The sequence below is a fragment of the Rhizobium sp. L1K21 genome, assembly GCF_024055895.1.
In the GTDB taxonomy this organism is placed as follows: domain Bacteria; phylum Pseudomonadota; class Alphaproteobacteria; order Rhizobiales; family Rhizobiaceae; genus Ensifer_A.
The window spans coordinates 1,970,490-1,990,642 of record NZ_JAMXLE010000001.1 but is presented as its reverse complement, the minus strand read 5'-3'; the positions used below and the strand labels follow the sequence as shown (position 1 = coordinate 1,990,642).

19 protein-coding genes are annotated in these 20,153 nt (G+C 56.8%); 9 read left to right on the top strand and 10 right to left on the bottom strand.

Features of this window, described 5'->3' with window-relative positions; all coding sequences use genetic code 11:
- Positions 1–222: 222 nt before the first annotated feature.
- Positions 223–1,509, bottom strand: coding sequence for a dihydroorotase (locus NHF56_RS09580; RefSeq protein ID WP_252803753.1), 1,287 nt, complete (start codon positions 1,507–1,509; stop codon positions 223–225).
- Positions 1,506–2,447 carry an aspartate carbamoyltransferase catalytic subunit gene (locus NHF56_RS09575; protein WP_252803751.1) on the bottom strand — a complete coding sequence of 314 codons (942 nt, stop codon included), beginning with the start codon at positions 2,445–2,447 and terminating at the stop codon, positions 1,506–1,508. Before NHF56_RS09575 ends, NHF56_RS09580 begins: the two co-directional genes overlap by 4 nt.
- A gap of 135 nt (positions 2,448–2,582) precedes the next feature.
- Between NHF56_RS09575 and NHF56_RS09570 the strand changes: the two genes are divergently transcribed.
- A complete protein-coding gene (locus NHF56_RS09570) occupies positions 2,583–4,232 on the top strand; it encodes an acyl-CoA dehydrogenase family protein (protein ID WP_252803749.1) in 1,650 nt (549 codons plus the stop codon).
- 15 nt (positions 4,233–4,247) lie between these two features.
- On the opposite strand, the gene NHF56_RS09565 is transcribed toward NHF56_RS09570, so the two are convergent.
- From NHF56_RS09565 to NHF56_RS09540, 6 genes are all read right to left on the bottom strand, one after another.
- A complete protein-coding gene (locus tag NHF56_RS09565) occupies positions 4,248–4,580 on the bottom strand; it encodes a DUF4342 domain-containing protein (RefSeq protein ID WP_252803747.1) in 333 nt (110 codons plus the stop codon).
- Positions 4,581–4,656: 76 nt separating this feature from the next.
- Positions 4,657–5,712, bottom strand: a complete 1,056-nt coding sequence (locus NHF56_RS09560; RefSeq protein ID WP_252803745.1) for an AEC family transporter — start codon at positions 5,710–5,712, stop codon at positions 4,657–4,659.
- Positions 5,694–6,029 carry a PAAR domain-containing protein gene (locus tag NHF56_RS09555; protein WP_252803743.1) on the bottom strand — a complete coding sequence of 112 codons (336 nt, stop codon included), beginning with the start codon at positions 6,027–6,029 and terminating at the stop codon, positions 5,694–5,696. Before NHF56_RS09555 ends, NHF56_RS09560 begins: the two co-directional genes overlap by 19 nt.
- Before the next feature lie 65 nt (positions 6,030–6,094).
- On the bottom strand, positions 6,095–7,303 hold the full coding sequence (locus NHF56_RS09550; RefSeq protein WP_252803740.1) for an efflux RND transporter periplasmic adaptor subunit: 1,209 nt from the start codon (positions 7,301–7,303) through the stop codon (positions 6,095–6,097).
- Between the two features lie 3 nt (positions 7,304–7,306).
- Positions 7,307–9,670 (bottom strand): ABC transporter permease, encoded by a 2,364-nt coding sequence (locus NHF56_RS09545; protein ID WP_252803738.1) that lies wholly within the window; start codon positions 9,668–9,670, stop codon positions 7,307–7,309.
- A complete protein-coding gene (locus tag NHF56_RS09540) occupies positions 9,670–10,377 on the bottom strand; it encodes an ABC transporter ATP-binding protein (RefSeq protein ID WP_252803736.1) in 708 nt (235 codons plus the stop codon). Before NHF56_RS09540 ends, NHF56_RS09545 begins: the two co-directional genes overlap by 1 nt.
- A 709-nt stretch (positions 10,378–11,086) precedes the next feature.
- On the opposite strand from NHF56_RS09540, the gene NHF56_RS09535 reads away from it, so the two are divergent.
- The 6 genes from NHF56_RS09535 to NHF56_RS09510 all read left to right on the top strand — a co-directional run bounded on the left by NHF56_RS09535 (position 11,087) and on the right by NHF56_RS09510 (position 16,251).
- Positions 11,087–11,545, top strand: a complete 459-nt coding sequence (locus NHF56_RS09535; protein WP_252803734.1) for a YbaK/EbsC family protein — start codon at positions 11,087–11,089, stop codon at positions 11,543–11,545.
- 56 nt (positions 11,546–11,601) lie between these two features.
- Positions 11,602–12,525, top strand: coding sequence for a 1-phosphofructokinase family hexose kinase (locus NHF56_RS09530; protein ID WP_252803733.1), 924 nt, complete (start codon positions 11,602–11,604; stop codon positions 12,523–12,525).
- Between the two features lie 119 nt (positions 12,526–12,644).
- Positions 12,645–13,274, top strand: a complete 630-nt coding sequence (locus tag NHF56_RS09525) for a TetR/AcrR family transcriptional regulator (protein WP_252803731.1) — start codon at positions 12,645–12,647, stop codon at positions 13,272–13,274.
- Positions 13,275–13,412: 138 nt separating this feature from the next.
- Positions 13,413–15,425, top strand: a complete 2,013-nt coding sequence (locus tag NHF56_RS09520; protein ID WP_252803729.1) for an acyltransferase family protein — start codon at positions 13,413–13,415, stop codon at positions 15,423–15,425.
- Positions 15,426–15,742: 317 nt separating this feature from the next.
- Entirely contained in the window at positions 15,743–15,922 is a 180-nt protein-coding gene (locus NHF56_RS09515; protein WP_252803727.1) for a hypothetical protein, read from the top strand.
- Positions 15,919–16,251: a DUF6105 family protein gene (locus NHF56_RS09510; RefSeq protein WP_252803725.1), complete on the top strand. Its 333-nt coding sequence runs from the start codon at positions 15,919–15,921 to the stop codon at positions 16,249–16,251. The genes NHF56_RS09515 and NHF56_RS09510 overlap by 4 nt, the downstream gene beginning before the upstream one ends.
- On the opposite strand, the gene ruvX is transcribed toward NHF56_RS09510, so the two are convergent.
- Positions 16,212–16,682 carry a Holliday junction resolvase RuvX gene (gene ruvX / locus NHF56_RS09505; protein ID WP_252803723.1) on the bottom strand — a complete coding sequence of 157 codons (471 nt, stop codon included), beginning with the start codon at positions 16,680–16,682 and terminating at the stop codon, positions 16,212–16,214. The two genes, NHF56_RS09510 and ruvX, sit on opposite strands and share 40 nt — an antisense overlap.
- 82 nt (positions 16,683–16,764) lie before the next feature.
- Between ruvX and NHF56_RS09500 the strand changes: the two genes are divergently transcribed.
- On the top strand, positions 16,765–17,469 hold the full coding sequence (locus NHF56_RS09500) for a metal-dependent hydrolase (RefSeq protein WP_252803721.1): 705 nt from the start codon (positions 16,765–16,767) through the stop codon (positions 17,467–17,469).
- Between the two features lie 8 nt (positions 17,470–17,477).
- Here the strand turns inward: NHF56_RS09500 and NHF56_RS09495 are convergent, their stop codons facing one another.
- Positions 17,478–18,290 carry an arylamine N-acetyltransferase gene (locus tag NHF56_RS09495; RefSeq protein ID WP_252803719.1) on the bottom strand — a complete coding sequence of 271 codons (813 nt, stop codon included), beginning with the start codon at positions 18,288–18,290 and terminating at the stop codon, positions 17,478–17,480.
- Between the two features lie 392 nt (positions 18,291–18,682).
- Between NHF56_RS09495 and NHF56_RS09490 the strand changes: the two genes are divergently transcribed.
- Positions 18,683–20,104: a sodium:alanine symporter family protein gene (locus NHF56_RS09490; protein ID WP_252803717.1), complete on the top strand. Its 1,422-nt coding sequence runs from the start codon at positions 18,683–18,685 to the stop codon at positions 20,102–20,104.
- Positions 20,105–20,153: the final 49 nt, after the last annotated feature.

Genomic DNA, 20,153 nt, shown 5'->3' with positions numbered 1-20,153 from the left:
GCCAATGGTAAGCATTAACGAACAGTTACCTATGTTCACAAAAACTCATGAATGCACTGTCGTTTACATACAACTTATTCGCGCTATAATCGGCGGTGCTAAAGCGACCGACCCACATGCCGATGCGTCCCCGGGAACATTATTGGTGTGAGGGCGGGTGGCCCAGAATTCAGGTTTCACCCAATCACCCAACCTGAATTCTGGGCTGCAAATATCAAAGGCTTAGATTGAATAGACCTTTTGGCCCGCCCGCCATGTTTCCACGATACGCCCGCTGAACCGTGCATCTTCAAATGGCGTGTTTTTGGAGCGGGACGCCAGCTTTTCCAGCGACACCACCCAAGGCATATCGATATCGGCAATGGCGATGTCGGCAGCCGCGCCCGGCTGCAGCGTCCCCGCAGGCAAGCCGAAAATGCTGGCAGGGCGCGTGGACATGGCGTCGATCAAGCGCTCAAGCGGCACCTGGCCGGAATGATAGAGGCGCAAAGCAGCCGAAAATAGCGTTTCCAGCCCGATCGCTCCGTCTTCCGCGTCGGAGAAGGGCAGCCGCTTTGTGTCCACATTCTGCGGGTCGTGGGAGGAAACGATAATGTCGATCTCGCCATCGGCCAAAGCCTGAACCATGGCAAGCCGATCATCTTCGGTTCTCAACGGCGGCGAAAGCTTTAAGAAGGTGCGGTATTCACCGATATCATTCTCGTTCAGCGACAGGTGGTTGATGGAAATCGCCGATGTTACCTTTGTCCCGCGCTTGCGGGCTGCAGCAATCGTCTCCACCGATTCCGGCAACGAAATCTTGGCCGCATGGTAATGCGCACCCGTCAGCGCAGCGATCCGCAAGTCGCGCTCCAGTGGAATGATTTCGGCTTCGCGCGGAATGCCGGGCAGACCGAGCCAGCTGGCAAGCAGCCCCTCGTTCATCACGCCTTCGGGCGCCAAATAGGTTTCGCGCGGCTCCAGCGCGACGACTGCGCCCAGCTCGCGGGCATAGGTCATCGCGCGGCGCAGAACCTGACTGTCGGCAATCGGCTCGCGACCATTGGTGACCATCACAATGCCGGCCTGTTTCATCAGGCCGATCTCGGTCATCTCCTTACCCTTCAGCCCCTTGGTGAGCGCACCGGCGGGATAGACATTCACCTGCGCCTTGTCGCGCGCGGTGCGTTTGACGAAATCCACCAGCGCGATATCGTCAATCACCGGATCGGTGTCGGGCATGGTGATAATCGAGGTTACCCCGCCTGCAGCGGCAGCCCTTGCGGCCGAGGAAATCGTCTCGCGATGCTCTGCGCCCGGTTCGCCGATGAAGACGCGTGCATCCACGAGCCCAGGCATGGCAAGCCGCCCTTTGCCATTGATCACTGTTGCGCCTTCAGGGAACGGCCCCTTGGCGGCGTCAGCGCCGCAGGCGCTGATAACACCGTCTTCGATGATGATTGCACCCGCCTCATCCATGGAGCAGGAAGGGTCGATGATGCGCAGATTGGTGAGAACCGTAATTGTCATGAGCGTTCTCCTCCATTTTGCGACAGAAGCAGCGCTTCCATGACCGCCATGCGCACGGCGACCCCCATTTCAACCTGATCGCCGATCACGCTTTGCGGACCGTCTGCGATATCGGATGCGATTTCGACGCCACGGTTCATGGGGCCGGGATGCATGACAAGCGCATCTTCGCGCGCGGCTTTCAGCTTTTCGCTGTCCAGGCCGTAAAACTTGAAATATTCGCGTACCGACGGCACGAAACCGCCCGCCATTCGCTCGCGCTGCAGGCGCAGCATCATCACCACGTCGGCGTCCTTCAATCCTTCCTCCATATTGTGGAAGACCTCGACACCCATTTGCGCAATGCCGGTGGGCAGAAGCGTTGATGGGGCAACCACGCGCACGCGTGCACCCATGGCATTGAGAAGCAGGATATTGGAGCGCGCCACGCGCGAATGCAGCACATCGCCACAAATGGCGACGATAATGCGCGCCAGTTTACCCTTGGCGCGGCGGATCGTCAGTGCATCCAGCAGCGCCTGGGTTGGGTGTTCATGCTGGCCGTCGCCTGCATTGACCACGGCGCAGGAGACCTTCTGCGACAGAAGTGCGGCGGCACCGGCAGAAGAGTGCCGGATGACCAGCACATCGGGATGCATGGCATTCAACGTCATCGCCGTGTCAATCAGTGTCTCGCCCTTTTTGACCGAGGAATTGGCAACCGACATGTTCATCACGTCCGCGCCCAACCGCTTGCCCGCAAGCTCGAAGGATGCTTGTGTGCGGGTCGAGGCCTCAAAGAAAAGATTGATTTGCGTCAGACCGCGCAAGGTTGCGGTTTTCTTCTCTCTCTGGCGGCTGATGTTGACAGCCTGATCGGCTTTGTCGAGAAGAAAGGCAATATCCTGAGGGTTGAGATCCTTGATGCCCAGCAGATGGCGATGCGGGAAGAAGTCCATAAAAGGTCGCTTTCTATAAGGATTTTTGGCTCTATAATTTGTGAAAGCGCGCACGGCAAGACCGGGCTGGACTTCAAGTGCGTGATGGCGCATTCATCCCCATGCAATTTTGCGATTCCGGAATAAGGATCGAACATGACCGCAAGCAATAAAGACGACGATCTCTTTTCGGAGATGAACCAGCCGCCTTTGTGGCAGGGCGTCAATGCCTATCGATCCGATCCGATGCTGACCGATATTACGCAGAATTTTCCCCGCGCGCTGCGCCAGGAATATGATGTGATCGGACGCTATGTGACGGCACCCGAAAGCCAGGATCTGGCCCGCATGGCCAATCAGGGCGTGCCACAGCTGCGCACCCATGGTCCGCGCGGCGAGCGTCTGGATGTCGTCGATTTTCATCCTGCCTATCACGCGCTCATGCGCCGTTCCATGTCATCTGGCCTTCACTCCTCTGTTTGGGAACCCTCAATTGACGAAAAGGGCAGGGCGCACCAGGCCCGCGCCGTTCGTTTTTACCTGTCCGCCCAGCTGGAAGGGGGCCATCTTTGCCCCATCACCATGACCAATGCCTCCGTTGCCGCCATCATGGCTTCGCCGCAGGTTCAAAAGGTCTGGGCACCGCGCATCCTGTCGCGCAAATATGATTCGACCAACCGTGCGGCAAAGGACAAGACGGCCGTTACACTCGGCATGGGCATGACGGAAAAGCAGGGCGGCACGGATGTACGCGCCAACCGCTCGGTGGCCCGCCGCGAAAGCGAAGGTGTCTATCGCCTCACGGGCCACAAGTTTTTCCTGTCTGCACCGATGAGCGACGCTTTCGTGATGCTCGCCAATACCGAACAGGGCATGGGCTGCTTTCTCGTTCCGCGCCTGACCGATGAGGGCAAGCATAACGGCCTGCGTTTTCAGCGCCTGAAGGACAAGATCGGAAACCGCTCCAACGCCTCGTCTGAAGTCGAATTTACCAACGCGCTTGGCTATCTGCTGGGCGAGCCCGATGCCGGCATTCGCACCATTCTGGATATGGTCACGCTGACTAGGCTTGATTGTGCCGTGTCCTCAGCGGCCATGATGCGGGCCTCACTGGCCGAAGCCGTCTTCCACACACGTCGCCGCATGGTGTTTGGCAAGAACCTCGTCGATCAGCCGATCATGACGCGCGTTCTGGCCGATATGGCGCTGGATGTGGCGGCTGCCACCGCGCTCGTCTTTCGCCTTGCTGCAGCCTTCGACCGCGCCCAGGAAAGCGCCGAAGATGCAGCTTACGCCCGCATCATGACGCCGGTGATCAAATATTGGGTCTGCAAGATCGCGCCGTCCCTGATCTATGAGGCGATGGAATGCCTTGGCGGCTCCGGCTATATCGAAGAACGGCCCATCGCCCGCCACTACCGCGAAGCTCCGGTCAATGCGATCTGGGAAGGGTCGGGCAATGTGATGGCGCTCGATCTGTTGCGTGTATTAAAACGCGGGCCCGACCTGTTCGACATTCTCTTCCAGGGCCTGTCGCGTGATTTGGGGCCCGGCGGCTCCAAGACCATGGACGTGCTGCGTGCCGCGGCATCGCTTTGCAACAAGGATGAAGGGACAGCGCGTCTTCTCGTCGAGCAGCTTGCACTTGCCGCCGCCGCTGCCGAGCTGAACCGCCTGGGTGCCGGCCGCATCGCCGACGCCTTTACCGAAAGCAGGCTGGCAACGGGCTGGCGCAACACCTACGGTATGCTCGACCTGCGTTTCGACGCGCGCTACATCGTCGATCTGCTTTACCCGGAAATGTGAGGCGAAACGCGGCCATCAGGCCGCGGTGGTGCCGTCTTCCGTGTGATCGGGCGGCGTGGCTTGCGGCGTTTCGTGCTCGCGAACCACTTCGATGCGGGCATGTGCCAGCAATCCTGCCAGTGCGCCCAGAATGGCAAGCCAGGGCGCAGCAAGCACCACGACGCCGCCGACGACGGCACCAGCCGTCAATGGCACATCGAGAACCACGTCATCATTTTTGGAACGCACCCGCATGCGGCTCACATTACCTTCGGCAATCAATTGCTGAATGCGCTCGATAAGCTGGTGACCGGCAACTTCGATTTCCTCGGTGATACTCTTCCAGTTGCTTTTGCTTTCATCCGTCATCGTAAGCTCTCCTTGGCCTCAAACCTGAAAGACGATTTGAGTATAGCGGACGGCCTGGGAGGCACCTTGACGCCGATCAACGGGCGGCAACCATCTCTGCAACTGCCACCACCGCCGGTATGGTGAAGAAAGAAGCGGCTGTTTGCAGGGTGGCCGTCGCGGCGTAAAGCGGTGCATCGCCGCCCATCTGCTTGGCCAGAAGGTAGCCATTCATGGCCGTCGGAACACTGGCGCTCAAGGCGGCGATCTTGATTGTTGTCGCATCGAAACCCAGCCACCAGGTCGCGCCGATGACAGCGGCAGGGAAGACGATAAGCTTCAGGACCACGCCCAACAGGGCAGGGAAGGTTGGCCGCGAGAACTCGGAAAGCCGCAGGCCAGCGCCCACCATGATAAGACCGAGGCCCAATGCCGAGCGGGCAATGAGATCAATCGCTTTCTCGATCGGCATATAGATTTCAATGCCGCCGACAGCGAAGACAAGGCCGAAGAACGTGGCAAGCACGATCGGATTGGAGAGAACCTTCTTGATCAGAAGTCCCAGATGGCGTTCGCCGCCGCCGTACCAGACCAGTACGAAGATATTGGCAAGGTTGATGGGAATGACGATCGCGCCCATCAGGACAGCAACGATGGCAACCCCGGTCTGTCCATAGAGCCGTTCGGCAATGGCCATCGCCACAAAACCGTTCCAGCGGGTTGCCGTCTGGAAGATCGTTGTGAACTGCGCGCCATTGATCCCCATACGCGCCATCACGGGCCATGCGGCGATCAGGGCGATCGCCAGCACCGCCAGAAGAGCGCTATACACCAAACTGAGCGGCCCAATGGCAACGTCGGCAAAATCAGCGCCCGACAGCGTCAGAAAAAGGAAGAGTGGAAAAATGATGTAAAAGCCGAACTGCTCCATGCCCGGCCAGAAACTTCTGTCGATAAAGGGCAGGCGTTTAAACGCCGCTCCTGCAACAACAAGCAGGAAGATCGGCAAAATGCTTTCAAAAATCATCAACACAATGGGAAAACCGGAAGGGGAGTAAACACCGGCCAGCAATAGCGTCTTTCGTTGGAAAAGTGCAAGCCCGCTGCAGAGAAGACGCGTCGCCGGTTCAGTGGCTACTCGTGCGCCTCGCATTCGGCGTCCCCAGCCGTCTGCGCTGCCTTGCCGCCAGCGGTGATATTGCTGCTGCCGCGCGTTTGGCAGCGTGCTTTTTCACCAGTACCGCTGCGCAATAGAACGAGCGGCTGACCCTCAATTGTGATGCTGGGAATAATTTCGATCAGTTCCGGCGGACAGTTCACAACATCGCTCATCTTCAATGCGGGCTTGCCGTTGAAGAACACACTCGACGCTCCAGATTGCGCACAAGCGGGCAACAGGTCCGCTTTGCCGGCAAACACAGCTGATGGATCAACCGTCATGAAGGCGAGAGACAGATACACCAGTTTCACGGGACACTCCGCAACAGCATCAACGGGGAACGCGCCCAACATACCGTTCATTCAGGTTCAGGCAACTATTGCGGCCTTTCCTCGACAAGGCTTCCGTCGCTAAGCTTGTCGCTTGGATAGAGAATAACCCTATCTCCCACCTGCAGACCATCTGTAACTTCAGCTGAGAGGTTGTTCATATGGTCGATGGTCACTTTTGTCTCTGCCGCACGACCGTCGCGCACCACAAAGGCGGTCCAATCGTTGCCGACACGAAAGAGTGCGGCAATCGGAACCTGCAGAACATCGTCTTCCTTCCAAATGGCGATATCAGCGTAAACGCGGAATTCATGGCCCAGCCGCGGATCGTTCTCATCAAGGTCGAGGATCACCTTGACCCGCTGTTCCTCGATCCCCAGCGCTGAAACCTTGGTATAGGCTGCCGGATCGACCCGGCGCACGGTTGCTTTCAGCGGCGGTCCACCCCAGTTTACGATTTCTGCCGGGCTGCCCGCCTTCACCTTCACAGCATCGCTTGAAAGCAGGCCGGCCACGACTTCCAGTTTCGCCGGATCGCCGATTTCGGCGATTTTCGTGCCTGCCTGAACCGGCTGTTCGCTTTTTACCAGCACGTTCAGCACGACACCGTCTACCGGAGCGGTTATGTCCACGCAGCACCCGGACGGATCGTTGGTCTTTGGACCATCGGGCTGGATAAGGCGTGCTTCTGCCGTTTCAAGTTCTGCCTGGCGCAGGGCAATGGTGGCAAGTGCGGCATGTGTTTGCGCTTCGGCCTCCTGCAGAGCGGTATTGGCCTTTTGAAGGGTACTGCTGGCGATGATGCTGGTCTTTGCCAGGGCTTGCGCCCGTTCCAGGTCCGCACGGGCCTGGTCAAGCCCCGTCTGCGCGCGTCTGAGGTTTACACGGGCAATGGCCACTGCTGCCTTCGCCGCATCGCGCGCGGCGGTCAGTTCGGCGCGGCTGCGCTTGTCGATCAATGGCGGGTCGAGGGGCCGAATGGCGGCCACAATCGTCTTGCCTGCCGTGACAGCTGTGCCTTCTTCGATGGCCACCCGGTCGAGATTGCCGGCAATCGGTGCCGAGACAGCATAAACATCGCGAACACGCGTCTCGGCCTCCTCGCGCACGGTGACCTTCATTGGTGTGCTGGTGATTTCGGCCAAATCCACCATGACCGGCTTTTCCCGCAAAGCATAAGCAAAACCCGCCGCAATGGCGATGACACCGGCAGCCATCGCGCCGCGCTTGATCCAAGTGGAAAGGGTTCCAGCCATGATTTACTCCCTTGTTTTCAAAACCCTGACGAGATCGAGATGGTCGATCCGCCGGCGCACCACCAAGGCCGACACGACGGCGGCAAAAAGCACGACGCCGCTGGCATAGGCAAAGGTGGAGGAATTGATGACGAACGGCATGCGGAAGAGGTCGCTGGCAAAATTGTCGATCACCAGCTTTGAGAAGAAATATCCAACGATCCAGCCAACCGGCTGGGCAGCAAGCGCAATCACGCCGAGTTCAAAGAGCAGCACACCGGAAACCTCCCAACGCGTGAAGCCGAAGACGCGAAGGCTTGCAAGTTCGCGGGCGCGTTCGGAAAGCTGAATGCGGGCGGAATTGTAGACCACGCCAAATGTAATGATTACAGCGAGCAGACTGTAGACAAAGGTCATGGTTTCGATGTTCTGATTGATCGTGTCGCGGAAGTTTTGCCGGGAAACGCCCTGAAGCGCGATGGAGGCCACAGCCGGTGTCTGTTTCACCGCCGCATAAAGGTCATTGAGCATAGTCCGGTCAACCGAAAGCCACACGCCGCTCACCCTTTGTCCCTCACCGGAAAGATGGTCCAGCGCGTCGGCCTGCATATAGGTTTCAAGCCCGATATAGCTTTGCACAATACCCGTCACCGGTACCGAAACGATCGCATGATTGCGTTTGATCAGCTCGACGTCCAGCATATCGCCGGGCCGCACGCCGAAGAAACGTGCCAGATGGTCCGAAATCATCAAACCGTTTGGCGGGGGTGTCACGGGTCTGTGGGAGGTGTCGAGTATCCGGGTCAGACCAGCCTTGGGATCAAGCGCGGTAATCGCCAGATGCTTTTCCCTGTAGCCGGCCCGCAGGACGACCGGTACGGAACGGAAGGATTCAGCGCGCATCACGCCTGGCATTTTCGCGGCGGCAAGCGCTGCTGCAGGGCCGAGATCGGTGATAAAGGTCAGGCTTGCATCTTGCCGGGCCGCACGGAAGAAAACCTCTTCAACCATGCTGTCGACTGAGTCCATCGACGCAAAAGCGGTGATCAAGAGAGCGACCGAAAGGGAAGTGCCAAGCGTTGTCAGCGCGGTGCGCATCGGTCGACGAATGATCCCACGCATGGCCATGACGTTGAGCTGTGAGAACAGCTTTGTGAAAAGAATATTCTGCGGCAGGACTGCGCTGTAGTTCAGCGGCGCAGGCGGACGCATGGCGACGGCAGCCGGTAATTTGACGACATTCCAGATAGCGCGGGCCGCCCCCGCAAGCGCTGCGGCCCCCGTCACCCCGGCTGCGATAATGTAAAGATCGGCACTTTCGATGAAGATCAGAAAGGGGAAGGAGAAGAATTCGGTGTAGAGCTGCGTCAAAGCCCTGCCACTCCAGTTTCCGAGCCCTGCGCCGACTGCAAATCCCAACGCGGCGATCACCAGGGTCAACTTGGCGTAATGGAGGCCGATGGCGATTTCAGAAAAGCCGAGTGCCTTCAAGAGGCCGATCTGTTCACGTTCCAGTGCGATGAGCCGGCTCAGGATCATATTGATCAAGAAGGCCGCAACACCCAGGAAGATCGGCGGTATCACCTTTGCCATCCCGTCAAGCTGGATCATCTCATTGTCCAGAAAGGTGTGGGAAGTCTGCCTGTCCCGCCCGTGGGCTCCAGCCCCGCCATAGGGTTTGAGGACGTTGTCGACAGCGTCGATCACCGCCGCCTCGCTGGCGCTGCGCGTTGTTCTGAGGGATACGTCGTTATAGGCACCCGTCATGCCGAATATCCCGGCAAGCCGGCTATGCGCCATATAGAAAATGCCGAAACGGCGCGGGTCGGGCACAAGGTCGCCAGGCCCGATTGTGTAAATGAACTCTGGAGACAAGACGATGCCGGTGACCTGTATGTCGCGCCGCGCACCATTCATGATCGCGGTGAAATGCGACCCAGGTTTGAGACGGTGCGCATCGGCAAAGCTCTCCAGAATAACGGCCTCGTCAGTGGAGCCTGGTGCGGGCAGACGCCCGGAGCGAATGTAAAGCCGATTGACATCCGGTTCGCCGAAATCCGGCAGCGAAAGAACCATACCTGCGGCAGGTTCGGCCATTCCGGGCATGTCGAGAAGCACAGGCTTGGAGATGCGGAACACTGCGCCAGAGACGCCATCAATGGCTTTGATCGTCGCTGCCGTCTCGAGTGGTGCGCGTGTGGCTGAGACAAACACATTCGCAAACCGGTAGCGCTCGTAAAAGGCTGCCCGCGTTTCATGAAGCGAGCGGTAGGCGCCTTCAGCAAGGATCAGGGTTGCAACGCCACAAGCCATCACCAGCGCAATGGCTAAAGCCTGCGCCCAAAGCCGCCCCAGATCGCGGAAAAGCTTGCGGTCGAGCATGCTCATTACCAGCTGATCTCCGAGGGTTTCATGCGTGTTTCGTTCACGGCAGCTTCGACAATGCGTCCGTCGTGGAAAGAGAAGACCCGGTGGGCAATGTTGCGGATGCCGGCATTGTGGGTGATGACCGCCGTGGTGGTGCCATATTCGGCGTTGATCCGGTCGAGCACCTCAAGAACCAGAACGCCGGTCTTGGAATCGAGCGCGCCCGTTGGTTCATCACACAGGAGAACGTCGGGCCGCTTCACCACCGCGCGCGCAATCGCAACACGCTGCTGCTCGCCGCCTGAGAGCTGAGCGGGAAAATGGTGCATCCGCTCCTTCAGGCCGACCATTTCCAATGCGTCTTTCGGGTCCAGCGGGTGTTTTGCAATCTCCGTTACCAGCGCCACGTTTTCATAGGCCGTCAGGCTTGGGATCAGGTTATAGAATTGAAAGACGAAACCCACATGGCTACGGCGAAATCGGGTCAGCTGCCACTCGCTGTAGTCGGTCAGGTTTTCGCTGCCAAAATAGACTTCACCTGAGGTGGCCCGGTCGAGGCCGCCAATAATATTCAAGAGTGTTGACTTGCCGCTGCCCGATGGCCCGAGCAGCACCGCCATCTCACTTTTGTAGAGCGCAAGATCCACGCCGCGCAGTGCCTGCACTTCTACATCGCCAGTCTTGTAGCTCTTCTTCAAATTCCTGACGGAAAAGACGATATCGCCCATGCCAAATGGAACCCTCCATGGCGTTACAGCCCTGTTTCTGCGGTCCGGGCCGGTTCATTTCCGGAGATAGTAGAGCACGCCGAAGCGGGCCTGTTTCTGACATAGGTCAAGAAAAGCCGGCCTAAAGCGCTTCCTTTTGCGCATCGATGAGACGCCATGTGATGTCTTGTTTGAGCTTGGCGCAAACCAAAACCAGTTTGGTAAAGCGAAGTACAAGCGCAAGTCTCCGCGCAAGCTAGAGACAAGCATCGCGCTGTACTTGTCGGGATGCATGATGACAATGATGTCACTAAAGGATGAGCAATGATTGTTCTTGGATTAAGCGCTATGCTTATAGCCACCTCAACGCTGGCTGCTTTCTCTCTTCTGATTAACCTCGATTCCGAGCGCAAAGTGCCGGTCACACCGGTTTTTTGAACTGACGAGTTGAAGTGTGAGCAGAACGGGTTTGTATCCGCTCCAGTTAAGAGCGGAATTGAGTTTGCCGGCGTTGCTACAAACGGTTCTCCGTACTTGCGGTCACGGCATGTGTTGTATGGTCAATTGTGCGGCTAACCTTCGCCAGCGGGATGCGCTGGTCGCGAAGTTTGGCGCATCCCGGCATCAGCGGCTTTGAGCCTGCCTGCCGTACCGCTTGTTCATTTCCTGCCCTTGACCCCTTCATGAAGCGTGTGGAAGCTGCTGCCGATTTTAAGCAGGAGCGAATACGATGAGCGTTGAAAGCGTCAAAGCCTTCTTTGCAGAACATGCGCCCGACATTCAGGTGCTCGAACCTGAAACCTCCACGGCAACAGTCCTCGAAGCCGCCGAAACCTTTGGCGTCGCGCCGGGGCAGATTGCCAAGACCTTGTCGTTTCGGGTTGGCGATGATGTCATCCTGATTGTTGCCAGGGGCGATGCGCGCATTGACAACAAGAAGTTCAAGGCGCAGTTTTCCACAAAGGCAAAGATGCTGGCTTTCGAAGACGTTGAAGCCGAAACCGGCCATCCTGTCGGCGGCGTCTGCCCGTTCGGCCTGACAAAGCCGTTGAAAATCTATTGCGATGTCAATCTGAAAGACTTTGAAGAGGTGCTGCCCGCAGCCGGTGGAACGCGTGCCGCCGTGCGCATCACGCCCGCGCGACTGGCGGATTTGACCAGCGCGGAGTGGATTGATGTTTGTCAATGACCCGTCTCCCAATCGCGCGATATAGAACCGGCACCTGAAAACGCGGATATCCTCCATTGAATATTCTTTGTGTTGCCCTCAATCCAACCATCGACATTTCCTGCACGGCAAAACGTGTGGAGCCGACCCATAAGATTCGCACCCGCGGACAAAGCCTGCATGCAGGTGGGGGCGGTGTGAATGTCGCCCGCGTGGTCAAGACGCTCGGTGGCGATCCGAAATTGTTGATCACCTCCGGCGGTGTTGCCGGCACGCTTCTGGAAGAAGCGCTCGGCGAAAGCGGCATCCGGCTTGATGTCATCGAGCTGAAAGAGCCGACCCGCATTGCCTATGCCGTGTTCGATGAGGAAAGCGGCCTGGAATACCGCTTCGTGCCGGAAGGGCCGGACGTTCCGCGCGCAAAGCAGCAACAGATCGCCCGCGCAGTTGGCGAATGCAGGAATGGCTTTGTGGTGGCCAGTGGCAGCCTGCCGCGCGGCGTGCCGGACGACATCTATGCGCAACTGGCGCGCATTGCCGCTGAAAACAAGTCGCGCTTCATTCTCGATACATCCGGCGCGGCATTGAAGGCAGCGTTGGATGCGCGCGAAAACATTTTTCTGGTCAAGCCGAGTCTCAGCGAACTGGAAGCCTATATCGGCCTCAAGCTGGATGAGCAGGCGGCCACTGAGGCTGCCACCGCCCTGGTTCGGGACGGCAAGGCGCAGCATGTCGCGCTCACCCTTGGCGGCGATGGCGCACTGCTGGCTGGGCCGGGTGGCGTCCTGCGCTTGCCGGCCATCAAGGTCGAGGTCAAATCGGCCACCGGGGCAGGGGACAGTTTTGTGGCCGGGCTTGTCTGGCGGCTGTCAGAGGGTGATGCGCTGGAACAGGCCTTTCGCTATGCCATGGCCGTGGGCGCGGCAACGGCGATGACGCCGGGCACAGAGCTTTGCCACCGCGAAGATGTCGAGAACCTTTTGAAACAGCTGCCTGCATGAACATCCGTCATTGATATATAGCCTTCTGGGGATAATGTTTTTGGACGCGCATTAAACAATTGTCACCAGACGGTGAGGCAATTAACGGCATGGTCCACACGTCATCTGATCAAGAAGCAATGCTCGACACAGTCACAAACCCCATTCCACTGACGCGCGATCGCAGCGCCACCGAGCGCCGCATATTCGAAGCCGCACGCTCATTGCTGGCGGAAGCCGGTTTCCAGGGCTTCGGCGTCAATGCCATTGCCCGGCGCGCAGGCTGCGACAAGCAACTGATCTACCGCTACTATGGCGGCATGGACGGGCTGATCGACGCGATTGGCGAAGACCTGTCGTCCTGGGTGGAAGCCCATGTGCCGGATGATCCGGGCGGGCGCTTCATCCTCACCTATGGCGACCTGATCGAACGCCTGCTGGAACTTTACATGCGCGCGCTGCGTGAAGATCACCTCATGCGCCGCGTCATAGCCTGGGAAATTTCCGAAAGCACCCCACAGGTCCGCCGCGTGGCCGAAGCGCGGGCGAGGGGCCTATCCGCCTGGATCGAAAAGATGCGCGGCTCGCTCACACCCCCCAAAGGCGTCGACGCCATCGCCACCAACGCCGCCCTCATGGGTGCTGCCCAACAAATCGTCCTCTCCGCCATCATGAACGGCTTTGCCTGCGGCATACCGGTGAAGACGGAAAAGGACTGGGCCAAGCTGGAGGCGGCGGTGTGTAGATTGGCGCATAATGCTTATATTTGAGGGACATCTTTCGCCGCAGCGATTAGACTACACGCATGAAAGCGCAATATCTTTTGTCTTGCAAATTCGTATCGGAATTAGCATTCTGTCAGCGTAAAATTTCTTAGTAACTTTGCTTTATAGGTTTTGGAGAATAGTTTGCCGTCGAAAGATCATTTCCAAACGCGCCTCGCCTATATTGATGGCATGCGCGCCATAGCTGTGCTTGCCGTATTAGCATATCATTTTGAAATTAATTATATTTCTCAAGGCCTTCTGGGGGTCGATGTTTTCTTTGTGATCAGCGGATATGTTGTCACTCGCTCTCTTATTGCCTCCATGAAAAACGAGCAGGGCGGAATTCTGAATTATATTGAACACTTCTATAGACGCAGATTTTGGCGGTTAATGCCAGCCCTTGCAACGATGATCATAGTAACGCTTTTTATGGTCTATTTGTTTGTTCCTCCAGCTTACTTGAGTGCGCAAATATTCTTCACGGCCGCTGCAGCCGGCGGTGGCGTTGCAAATATTTCTCTCATGTTAGGATCCAGAACGAATTATTTCGATCAGATGGTTTCCTATAATCCCTATTTGCATACTTGGTCTTTGGGTGTTGAAGAGCAATTTTACCTGATTGTTCCACTGTTGCTCTGGCTGCTTTTCAGATCAGGAAAGAAATATAACCTTGGAGTCGCCATTCTTGGTGCACTGGCAGTGGTTTCTTTTGGCCTGGCTGCTTGGTTGAGTTCGCAGAATCCGACGGTTGCTTTCTATTCGTTGCCCACGCGTTTTTGGGAATTGGCTGCCGGCGCGATTACATATCTGGTATCAAGCGCCAGCCCGCGCACCACCGACAAAAATGCTGGCGCATTGATGCTGGGAGGATGGGTCGGATTTGCGCTAGTTCTGATTTCTGTCGCGATGCCGGTTGAAGTTATAAGTCCTTTTCCTGGCGCAATTCTTCCAGTCCTAGGAATGGTCGTGCTGCTTTCGTGCGGTGGAAGTGAGCAAAGGCAGAACGTCGGTCTCTATGGATGGCTTTCTCATCCGGTCGCAAAATACATCGGACGAATATCCTACTCTTTATATTTGTGGCATTGGCCGATTGCTGTTCTTCTTCGCTGGACAGTTGGATTTGGCGAGCCTTGGCAAATTGGATTTGCCTTTCTTGCATCGTTTGTCCTTGCCGCCATCTCTTACCATTTTATTGAACAGCCCTTCCAAAAGGCGACCGTGTCCAGAAAGCCGCTTCAAGCTGGCGTGTTCACCGTGGCATTTGCGATGGTGGTGTCTTTTTCTCTGGCAGTACTTTTTGTCGGTAGTTATCGGGATTTCAAACTTGGCATGCCCAGCAGCTCGGTCGTGGCTCGCCAATTCGGGTGGAAGCCAGAAGAACTACCGACACTTGGCAAACAGAAGGCCAACGATCTCTCCAATCTACGTCCAGCGCTGATTGTTGTCGGCGATAGCCACGCCTACGCCATTGCAGGTGCTGCGACTGCTGCGGCAAGAGATGCGCAACTTGGCCTTAAAATAGTTTCAAAAGGTGGTTGCGGCTTCAACTTGATGCAGCCGATTTTGCACAATACTGACTGCTCCAACGTTCGAGACATATTGAGGCAAGCAGAAGCAGGCGATGTAGTTATGTTTGCGGCGCTCAACGTGCCGCGTTATGTGAACCAAGATGGCACCCTGCTACCTGCCCCAGATCACAACTCCAGTGACAGTGTGGCCGCCCGTGCTGAAGCTTTCAACGAATTTCTCAACGTTGTTTCAGAACTGCGCTCGCGAGAAGTGGGCGTGATCATTAGAAATCCTGAGCCCGTATTTCATTTCATTCCATTTCGCTGCTCGGATTGGTTCAATCAATCAAATCCGATTTGCCAAGCACCCAAAACAGAGTCTCGGGCCGAACTCCTACAAAGAACAAAACCGGTGATGGACAGCATTGCTGCCGTACAGAAAAATGTGGAAGATTTGGTGGTACTTGACGCCTTTAATTCGTTATGTGCTGAAGAAATGTGCTCAATATTCGATAAAGCGGGTAATCCACTGTTTAGTGATCAAGATCATCTGAGTGGTTGGGGTAATGAATTTATTTTGCCAGAGTTGAAAGAGGCGTTGAATAAAGCGCTAGGAACTTCGAACGACAACGTGAAAACCAATTAGTGTATCGGCCAAATAGGTTTGCCTGTCTCTTTGAAAAGCTTGCACTACTTCTTCGAAGCGGGGCTTTCTCATTTGGACCAAGAAATACTCTTCGTTGCTTTTAATTGTAGCGGCTAAAGCTACATATTACGGAGTTTGGGTGTATTTCGCGAGGACCACAGGAATTGAAACTGCGGTTCCATGTGCGGACAATTAGCGAATACCCATACCCCCTGTGGACAACACCCCCGCCGTTAACCTTAACAAATGGTTTACGTTGCACTTTAAATGCCAAGCTGTGATGGTTACCAAGTCGTTAAGAACGATAAGGGTGTACCTTGCGTATCGAGTGGAAAAGGGTGGCCATGATGGCCGCGTGCACGGCGGTTTTTGCCGGGCTGGCGTTGGATCTGACGGTTCCGCTTGCTGCTTTGTGCGCCCTGGCGGCGGTTGACCGGACCCTGGTCAACCTCTTCATCACCGATATTTCGGACACCGCAGAGGAGCAGGCCGCATGAAATGGGCATTTATATTCTGGATTGCACCGCTCGCGTTCCTGGGCGGCTGGTACGGCTTGTCCTACTACGACATGAGTTTCGGCTATTTTATGCTTTCCAGACAGGCGCATGATCTGGTTTTCCAGATCTACGGCAATATTCTGGGTCTTCCGCCGGAAGATATTCCGCCGTTGGTTCTGCGTGCGCTGGTAATCGACACGGCAGTGCTCTTTGCCATTCTTGTCTTCCGTCGTCGCAAGAAAATCATCGCTGCCTACAAGGCCCGCTTTGGCCGGGTCGAGGACGAGCCTCAGTTTGCCAGCGACAAGAGCCTGTCGAGCGCACCCTGAAGGATGAAGGCAGCGGCGGCGGAATCAATCCGTTCGGCCCGCTTGGCGCGCGACACATCCATTTCCAGCAAGGCCCGTTCGGCGGCAACCGTTGAAAGCCGCTCGTCCCAATAGACAAAGGGCAGGGCTGTCTTTTCTTCCATATTGCGCACGAATGCCCGCGTGGCCTGCACGCGCGGCCCCGATGAGCCATCCATATTCACCGGCAGGCCGATGATAAAGGCTGCAACCTTCTCCTTGACGGCAAATTGCAGCAGCGCTTCGGCATCTATGCCGAATTTCTTGCGCTTGATCACCGGGCGCGGCGAGGAAAAGCGGCGTCCTATGTCAGAGACAGCAAGCCCGATCGTCTTGGTTCCAAGGTCCAGCCCGGCAACGGGCTGTCCGGCAGTCAGTTCGGCGGCCAGCGCCTCGATTGTCAAAACGGTCATGGTCCTGCCGGTTTGTTTCTTGTGAATGGCGCTCTATATTTCATATGCTCCAACCAAAGCAAATCGCACAGGGAGAACAATCATGAAAATCACATGGCTCGGCCATTCCGCCTTTCGTCTCGACATTGCCAAGGCCGCCATCCTCATTGACCCGTTCCTGACGGGAAACCCGTCTTTTGAAGGTCAGGATGCCAAAGAGGTCGCAAAGGGCGTAACGCATATTCTGCTGACCCACGGCCATGGCGATCACGTGGGCGACACGATCTCGCTGGCCAAGGAAACAGGCGCGACGGTTCTTGCCAATGCCGATCTTGCCGCATGGCTGGGTTCCAAAGGCGTTGAAAAGCTGGAAATGGGAAATACCGGCGGCACCATCGCCTTTGACGGTTTCACCGCCACCTTCACCAATGCGCTCCATTCCTCTGCCATGCTGACCGAAGATGGCGTCAACCACTCGCTCGGCAATCCGAACGGCCTGATGCTGCACTTCGACGACGAGCCGTCGCTTCTTCACATGGGCGATACGGATATCTTTTCCGATATGGCGCTGATCGACGAATTGCACAAACCCGATATCGGCATTGTGCCAATCGGCGACCGTTTCACCATGGGTGGAGCCGTGGCCGCGCTAGCCTGCCTGCGCTATTTCAACTTCTCCACTGTCATTCCCTGCCACTACGGCACATTCCCGATCATCGACCAGACGCCGGACAAGTTCGTCGAGGGCATGGCGGGCTCCAAGACGAAGGTGGAAACGCCGAAACCTGGCGGCGTAGTCGAGGTATAGGGCAAGATTTAGCGGTTCTTGATCTTATCCCACACCTGCCGGAACAGCGTATCATTGTCCGGCAGGTTAAAGAGGTCGGTCATGGCGCTTCGGAATGCGTCGAAGGTTTCAAGCGTTCGGCTTTCCGTTTCGCCGTTTCGGATGATTTTCAGGCCGCGGTTAAACAGGTTGTGTCGCCCCTCTGGCGTGACCACAGTCATCATGAGATTGGAGGAAAAGGGGGCCTTGTCCCATTTTGCGGAGACGAAGTTTGCCGCTTCGATATCGCTTGGCTGGACGCGCAAGGGTTCGAACCCATAAAGCGTACGCCAACCGTCTTCCATATTGCGCTCCAGCACGGTGTCGCCCGTTTCCGCGTCTGCGCGCAGGCGAAAAACCTCGCCCCGCACCGTCTGCGGTTCATTCAGCGAAAGCCGCATGGGCAGAACCGGCGCACCCCCGCCGAAACCGCAATCGGCAAGATAGTCTTCGCCATCGATGCGGACGATGAAACTGAGATGCGAGCGCGGACCACCGCGCGGCTGGCCACCATAAACGCGGGCCATCAATGGCTTGGCATCAAAGCCGAAGGTGCTGAGCGCCATGCCGAACAGCCCGTTGAGTTCGAAACAATAGCCGCCGCGTCCTTGAACGATCAGCTTGTCCCACAATGCGTCCGTTGCAAGGTCCGGCACATGGCCGGTCAGCGGCGTCATGTTTTCAAAGACGATGTGGCTGGCCTGGGCAAGCTGGAGGGCACAAAGCCCGTTCAAATCCGGAGCCGCCTTCGATGGGTCGAGGCGGATGCGCTCCAGATACTGATCCCTGTCAAATTCCATCATGTCCCTCCCACATGCTGAACGGACCCTATAGGCGTGGTTGCAGCGAGCCAAGCGCAATCAGCAATCTCTTCCAACAAATGAGATGTGGATATCGCTTTCTTTTTTCGGTCAGAAGTCGAATGAACATGTTTGTACGTGAAACCCGGAAATCCCTGACTTTGCGAGAGTAATATCTGGCGCTTCAACCAGCGTTATCATTGCAAAAGTTAACAATCTTCAAGTTGCGCTTGCTGCTATGGGATTTCGCGGTTAGCTTTTCACCTATAGGAAAATTAAGAGAGCATCATCATGTGATGCCACCGTCGGGGGACGGTTTCCGGTTGGTTTTTGAGTGTTGCGGTGGCCCGCCACCGTTTCCAGCTTATCTGTTCGCAGCAAAAAGGGGACGAAGCATGGGCTTTCTCGACACGATCTTCAACCTGATCAATGATCTGACCTGGGGCTGGGCGCTGGTGCCGTTTCTCGTGGTTCTCGGCGTATTTTTCACCATTGCCAGCGGTTTTGTCCAGTTCCGCTTTTTCGGTCGCATGTTTCGGGTTCTCAAAGGCGATGAGGATGCCGATCCCTCAAAGATCAGCGCTCGTGAGGCGCTGCTCGTCTCGGTCGGCGGGCGTGTCGGCGGCGGCAATATTGCAGGCGTTGCTGTTGCCATTACCGCAGGCGGGCCCGGCGCGGTATTCTGGATGTGGGCCATTGCGCTTGTCGGCATGTGCTCCGGCCTGATCGAGGCGACATTGGCGCAGGCCTATAAGCGCACCGAACCGAACGGTGACTATCGTGGTGGCCCGGCGCGCGCGATCATCCACGGGCTGGGCGCGAATTATCGCTGGCTGGCCATCGTCTATTCAGTTTGCCTCATTGCCTCGTTTGCCATCGGCTTCAATGCCTTTCAGGGCAACACCGTGGCGGGAGCCGCCTTCGACAGTATGAATATCCCACGTTATGTGACCGGCATCGTGCTGGCAGTGGCAACAGGCTTCATTGTTTACGGTGGCATTCATCGCATCGCCAAGGCGGCAGACGTCATCATTCCAATCATGGCAATCGGCTATATCGGTATGGCGCTGCTCGTCATCATCATCAATATCACCGGCATTCCGGCCGTGCTGACGGATATCTTCGCCAATGCGTTCGGCATTCGTGAGGCGGTTTCCGGCGGTATGGGGGCAGCAATTGCCAACGGTTTGCGCCGCGGCCTCTTTTCCAACGAGGCGGGCCTTGGTTCCGCACCCAACGTTGCTGCAACCGCCTATGTGCGCCACCCGGTGAGCCAGGGTATCACCCAAAGCTTTTCGGTCTTCATTGACACGATCATTGTCTGCTCCTGCACCGCTTTCATCATTCTTCTGGGTGACGTCTACCAGCCGGGAGCGGAAGGCATCGACGGTGTTGCACTGACCCAGCAGAGCCTGGTCGATCATGTTGGTTCATGGGCGCAATATTTCCTCACCGTGGCAGTTTTCCTGTTTTCGTTCTCATCCATCATGTACAATTACTTCCTGGGCGAAAATGCCCTGAGCTTCATGACGGATAAACCGGTCGCGGTGCACATCCTGCGCATCGTGGTGGTGGGCATTGTGCTTCTGGGTGCGGTCGCACCGGGCGCAACGTCGGTCTTTTCCTTCTCCGATCCGATGATGGGCGTTCTGGCGGTGGTCAACCTTCTCGCCATCACCATGATGTTCCCCATCGCCATGCGTCTTATCCGCGACTACAGCGATCAGTTGAAGGCGGGCATCCAGCGGCCGATTTTCGACCCGAAGAAATTCCCCGATCTGGATACCGACCCGACCGCCTGGCCGGACGCGAAATAGGACCGTCCCGGAACCTTGCGAACTGGCCGCGAGGCTTGGCGCCTGCAAA

Coding starts and splice junctions, on each gene's coding strand:
- NHF56_RS09580 (WP_252803753.1), bottom strand. CDS start 1,509: ATGACAATTACGGTTCTCACCAATCTGCGCATCATCGACCCTTCCTGC.
- NHF56_RS09575 (WP_252803751.1), bottom strand. CDS start 2,447: ATGGACTTCTTCCCGCATCGCCATCTGCTGGGCATCAAGGATCTCAAC.
- NHF56_RS09570 (WP_252803749.1), top strand. CDS start 2,583: ATGACCGCAAGCAATAAAGACGACGATCTCTTTTCGGAGATGAACCAG.
- NHF56_RS09565 (WP_252803747.1), bottom strand. CDS start 4,580: ATGACGGATGAAAGCAAAAGCAACTGGAAGAGTATCACCGAGGAAATC.
- NHF56_RS09560 (WP_252803745.1), bottom strand. CDS start 5,712: ATGCGAGGCGCACGAGTAGCCACTGAACCGGCGACGCGTCTTCTCTGC.
- NHF56_RS09550 (WP_252803740.1), bottom strand. CDS start 7,303: ATGGCTGGAACCCTTTCCACTTGGATCAAGCGCGGCGCGATGGCTGCC.
- NHF56_RS09545 (WP_252803738.1), bottom strand. CDS start 9,670: ATGAGCATGCTCGACCGCAAGCTTTTCCGCGATCTGGGGCGGCTTTGG.
- NHF56_RS09540 (WP_252803736.1), bottom strand. CDS start 10,377: ATGGGCGATATCGTCTTTTCCGTCAGGAATTTGAAGAAGAGCTACAAG.
- NHF56_RS09535 (WP_252803734.1), top strand. CDS start 11,087: ATGAGCGTTGAAAGCGTCAAAGCCTTCTTTGCAGAACATGCGCCCGAC.
- NHF56_RS09525 (WP_252803731.1), top strand. CDS start 12,645: ATGCTCGACACAGTCACAAACCCCATTCCACTGACGCGCGATCGCAGC.
- NHF56_RS09510 (WP_252803725.1), top strand. CDS start 15,919: ATGAAATGGGCATTTATATTCTGGATTGCACCGCTCGCGTTCCTGGGC.
- ruvX (WP_252803723.1), bottom strand. CDS start 16,682: ATGACCGTTTTGACAATCGAGGCGCTGGCCGCCGAACTGACTGCCGGA.
- NHF56_RS09500 (WP_252803721.1), top strand. CDS start 16,765: ATGAAAATCACATGGCTCGGCCATTCCGCCTTTCGTCTCGACATTGCC.
- NHF56_RS09495 (WP_252803719.1), bottom strand. CDS start 18,290: ATGATGGAATTTGACAGGGATCAGTATCTGGAGCGCATCCGCCTCGAC.
- NHF56_RS09490 (WP_252803717.1), top strand. CDS start 18,683: ATGGGCTTTCTCGACACGATCTTCAACCTGATCAATGATCTGACCTGG.